The following is a 4,170-nucleotide window of genomic DNA, read 5'->3' on the forward strand; positions in this document are numbered from 1 at the left end:
GGCTGGCGCGGCTGGCCGGGGGCACGAGGCTGGACCCGCGGCGCGCTCGGCGCGGTCGCGGTGCTCGCCGTCCTGCCGCTGGTACCGCTGCCCTACCAGGCCACCCCGGTCGCGCAGGTCCCGGCCGGCTGGCAGCCGACCTTCAGCGCGCTGCGGCTCCCGTCGGACGCGCCGGTGCTCATCGTGCCGTTCCCCTCCGGCGGCCAGTCGCAAGTGCTGCGCTGGCAGGCGGATACCGGCCAGCCAGGCGCGATGATCGGCGGCTACTTCATCGGGCCTACCGCGACGGGACAGGCCTCGTTCTTCTTCCAGGCCAACAGCCAGCCGAGCGACGTCGCCAGGTACCTGGACAGCGTCTATCTGGGACAGCATCCCCGTGGCCTGCCCGATGCGGAGATCCGCGCCGTCATCGGATCCTGGCACACCGCCGCGATCGTCGCGGTCACCGGCGCGCGGTCACCGGTCGCGCGGCTGCTGACCCGGCTCTACGGCAGCCCGGCCTCGCACATCGACGGCGTGCTCAGCTGGCGACTGCGTCCCTGAGGTTCGCGGACCGCCCCATGGTACGCACCGTCCATCCCGCGGCCTCCCAGGCCCGCGCGTCGAGCACGCACCTGGCGTCGATCACCCGGCGCTGCGCGACCACCTCAGCGAGCGCGGACGGCTCGATGGACCGGTACTCGGTCCATTCGGTCAGGTGCAGGACCAGGTCCGCGCCTTCCGCCGCTTCGAACACGGACTTCGCGTAACGCAGGTCAGGGCGGAGCCGGGACGCGTTCTCCAGCGCCACGGGATCGTGCGCCGACACGATCGCGCCTTCGGCGGCCAGCCGCCCGCACACGTCGAGGCTGGGTGAGTCGCGAATGTCGTCGCTGTTCGGCTTGAACGCCAGGCCGAGCACGGCGACGCGCTTGCCCGCCAGCGAGCCGCCGACCGCGTCGCGTGCCATGTCGACCACCCGTGACCGGCGGCTCTTGTTGATCTCGTCGACGTCGCCGAGCAGGCTGACCATGGAGTCGGCCCCCAGGCTCGCGGCCGCGGCGCGGAACGCGCGGATGTCCTTGGGCAGGCAGCCGCCGCCGAAGCCGAGACCGGGGGACATGGCCCGCCCGCCGATCCGCTCGTCATGGGCCAGCGCCGCGGCGAGCTGCGTCACGTCCGCTCCCGCCGCTTCGCAGGCGTCGGCCACCGCGTTGATGAACGAGATCTTGGTGGCCAGGAACGCGTTGGCCGACACCTTGACGAGCTCGGCGGTCTCGAGGCCCATGGTCAGCGCGGGGATCCCGGCGGCCAGCGGCTGCTCGTAGACCCGGCGCAGCAGCGCTTCGGCCCGCGGCGACGTGATCCCGAAGACGAAGCGGTCAGGGCGCAGCGTGTCCTGGACGGCGTTCCCTTCGCGCAGGAACTCCGGATTCCACGCGAGGTCGACCTCGGCGCCGGCCGGTGCCGCCGCGCGGATCCTGGCCAGCAGCTTCCTGGCCGTCCCGGCCGGGACCGTGGACTTCCCCGCGATCAGGCACCCCCGCCGCAGGTGCGGGGCGAGCGCGTCCGCGGCGTGCGTCACATGGCTGAGGTCCGCCGCGCCGTCGGCTCCCTGCGGCGTTCCCACGCACAGGAAATGCACGTCACCGAACTCGCCGATCTCCTCCTTCGAGGTGGTGAACCGCAGCCTGCCCGTCTCCAGGCCCTTCCGGAGCAGCGATTCGAGCCGGGGCTCGAAGAACGGCATCTCGCCGCCGGATATCCGCGCGAGACGTTCGTGATCGGTGTCGATCGCCAGCACGTCGTGCCCGAGGTCCGCCATGCAGGCGGCGTGCGTCAGGCCGAGGTATCCGACTCCGATCACCGTCAGCCGCATCCGCTATCCCCTGCCATTCACGCTCCCTGCCATTCACGCCTTGCCCTGGCACATTGCCCGGCAGAAACACTCATCGTTTCGCCGCTCTCAGGACGCCGCAACCAACTGAGGCGGATGCTAACTGTTGAGCACGCCCCGGAAGTAGTCGACGGTCCGCGCGAGCCCCTCGCTGAGCGGCACGGCCGGCTCCCAGCCCAGCACTTCCCGCGCGCGGCTGATGTCTGGCCTGCGGCGTACCGGGTCGTCGGCGGGCAGCGGCAGGTGCTGCAGCTCGGAGTCGCTGTCGGTCAGGGCGATGACCTGCTTCGCGAGCTCGATCATCGTGAACTCGCCGGGATTGCCGAGGTTGACCGGCCCGGTCACCTCCCGCGGCGAGTTCATGAGGCTGATCAGGCCGTCCACCATGTCGTCGATGTAGCAGAACGACCTGGTCTGCGAGCCGTCGCCGAAGACCGTGAGCGGCTCGCCCTTGAGGGCCTGCACGATGAAGTTCGATACCACCCGGCCGTCGTCTGGCTGCATTCTTGGCCCGTAGGTGTTGAAGATCCGCGCGACCTTGATCGGCAGGCCGTGCTGCCGGTGATAGTCGAAGAACAGCGTCTCCGCGGCCCGCTTGCCCTCGTCGTAGCAGGACCGGATGCCGATCGGGTTGACGTTGCCCCAGTACGACTCCGACTGCGGGTGCACGGCCGGGTCGCCGTACACCTCGGACGTCGAGGTGAGCAGGATCCGCGCGCCCAGCCGCTTGGCGAGACCGAGCATGTTGATGGAGCCGTGCACGCACGTCTTGGTCGTCTGGACCGGGTCCCGCTGGTAGTAAACCGGCGACGCCGGGCAGGCGAGGTGATAGATCTCGTCGACCTCGACGTAGAGCGGGAACGTCACGTCGTGGCGCATGAGCTCGAAGCGCGGATTCGGCAGCAGCTCGTGCACGTTGTGCCGGTCGCTGGAGTAGAAATTGTCCGCGGCGAGCACGTCGTGGCCCATGTCAAGCAGGCGCTGGCACAGGTGGGAGCCGATGAAACCCGAGCCGCCGGTGACGAGAGTCCGTTTGCGATCCATGAGGTAGCAATCTAGCCAATTAGCTGTTCAGATCGCACTAAGGAACTCTTCACCATATGACGCTGTGCAGTAGCGTCACCTGCGTGAAGCTTTCGATCCTCATGCCTGTCTACAACGAGTTCACGACCGTCACCTCCGCGATGAAGGAGGTCCTCAGCGTCGATTTCCCCTGCGAGATCGAGCTCGTCGTGGTGGACGACGGAAGCACCGACGGTACCAGGGACCTGTACCACTCCTTCGAGAGCGATCCACGGGTAAGCATCCATCTGCACGAGCGCAACCAGGGCAAGGGCGCCGCGATCCGCACCGCGGCTGCCGTCGCGGCCGGCGACTACCTGATCATGTGCGACGCCGACCTGGAGTACTCGCCGGCCCAGATCCCCTCGCTTCTCACGCCCGTGCTCACCGGGGATGCCGAGGTCGTTTACGGCACCAGGACCTTCGGCAGCCACAATTCCTATTCGTACCTGTATGTCCTCGGTAACAAGGCAGTCACCACTTTCGCGAACGTCCTGTTCAACTGTTACATCACCGACTTGGAGACCTGTTTCAAGCTGATACCCGCGCCGTTGTACCGGGAGTTGCGCGTCAAGGAGACCGGGTTCGGCGTGGAAGCCGAGGTCACCGGCAAGCTGCTGCGCCGCGGTATCCGGCCCTTTGAGATGCCGATCAGCTACAAGGCGCGCCGCCGCGAGGCCGGCAAGAAGCTCACCTGGCACGACGGCGTCGAGGCGCTGTGGATCCTGCTCAGAGAGCGGTTCATCACGCGCCATGGGTAACAGCGTGCGGTACGTGGTGTTCTACGACAGCGGCGACCTCTCGCTGGCGGCGGAGAACTTCCCGGCACACCGGGCCTGGTACGGGGAGTTCATGGCCAGGGGCGTGCTGCTGTCGCTCGGCCCGTTCACCGACCGCGCCGGCTCCATGGCCATCTGCACCACCCGCGAGGCCGCCGAAGAGTTCGCCGCAGGCGACCCGTTCCTCCGCGCCGGCGTGGTGAGCGGCTACCACGTCCGCGAATGGCACGAAGCCACCCCCGACCCCGGCTAGGCCACCCCGGTCCGCGGGCCCGGTCAGCCGCGCAGGCGCAGGCCGCGGGGGGTGGGGCGGAAGCCTGCCGACTCCAGGGCGGCAGCCAGCGGCGAGTCGTGCACGGTTTCGCCGTCGGCCTTCTCGACGGTGATCCGGCCGAGCGCGCCGTCCCTGACGGCGGCGGCCAGCGCCGCGGCGCACGGCTCGAGCACCGCCTG

At 69.0% G+C, this 4,170-nt stretch carries 5 protein-coding genes; 3 read left to right on the forward strand and 2 right to left on the reverse strand.

Going from position 1 to position 4,170, the window contains the following annotated elements:
- Positions 1-543: hypothetical protein (locus WA805_RS22950; RefSeq protein WP_422339706.1), on the forward strand; the 543-nt coding region annotated here is incomplete at its 5' end.
- Here WA805_RS22950 and WA805_RS22955 read toward each other — a convergent pair.
- Positions 521-1,858 (reverse strand): UDP-glucose dehydrogenase family protein, encoded by a 1,338-nt coding sequence (locus WA805_RS22955; protein WP_425243377.1) that lies wholly within the window; start codon positions 1,856-1,858, stop codon positions 521-523. The genes WA805_RS22950 and WA805_RS22955 overlap by 23 nt on opposite strands.
- A gap of 117 nt (positions 1,859-1,975) precedes the next feature.
- Positions 1,976-2,920 carry a UDP-glucuronic acid decarboxylase family protein gene (locus WA805_RS22960; protein ID WP_425243378.1) on the reverse strand — a complete coding sequence of 315 codons (945 nt, stop codon included), beginning with the start codon at positions 2,918-2,920 and terminating at the stop codon, positions 1,976-1,978.
- A gap of 83 nt (positions 2,921-3,003) precedes the next feature.
- Between WA805_RS22960 and WA805_RS22965 the strand changes: the two genes are divergently transcribed.
- Both WA805_RS22965 and WA805_RS22970 read left to right on the forward strand, forming a co-directional pair.
- Positions 3,004-3,699: a glycosyltransferase family 2 protein gene (locus WA805_RS22965; protein WP_425239161.1), complete on the forward strand. Its 696-nt coding sequence runs from the start codon at positions 3,004-3,006 to the stop codon at positions 3,697-3,699.
- Positions 3,692-3,970 carry a YciI family protein gene (locus tag WA805_RS22970; protein ID WP_422273020.1) on the forward strand — a complete coding sequence of 93 codons (279 nt, stop codon included), beginning with the start codon at positions 3,692-3,694 and terminating at the stop codon, positions 3,968-3,970. The genes WA805_RS22965 and WA805_RS22970 overlap by 8 nt, the downstream gene beginning before the upstream one ends.
- Positions 3,971-4,170: the final 200 nt, after the last annotated feature.

The organism is Trebonia sp. (genome assembly GCF_049794275.1).
Lineage (GTDB): Bacteria > Actinomycetota > Actinomycetes > Streptosporangiales > Streptosporangiaceae > Trebonia.

Coding starts and splice junctions, on each gene's coding strand:
- WA805_RS22955 (WP_425243377.1), bottom strand. CDS start 1,858: ATGCGGCTGACGGTGATCGGAGTCGGATACCTCGGCCTGACGCACGCC.
- WA805_RS22970 (WP_422273020.1), top strand. CDS start 3,692: ATGGGTAACAGCGTGCGGTACGTGGTGTTCTACGACAGCGGCGACCTC.
- WA805_RS22960 (WP_425243378.1), bottom strand. CDS start 2,920: ATGGATCGCAAACGGACTCTCGTCACCGGCGGCTCGGGTTTCATCGGC.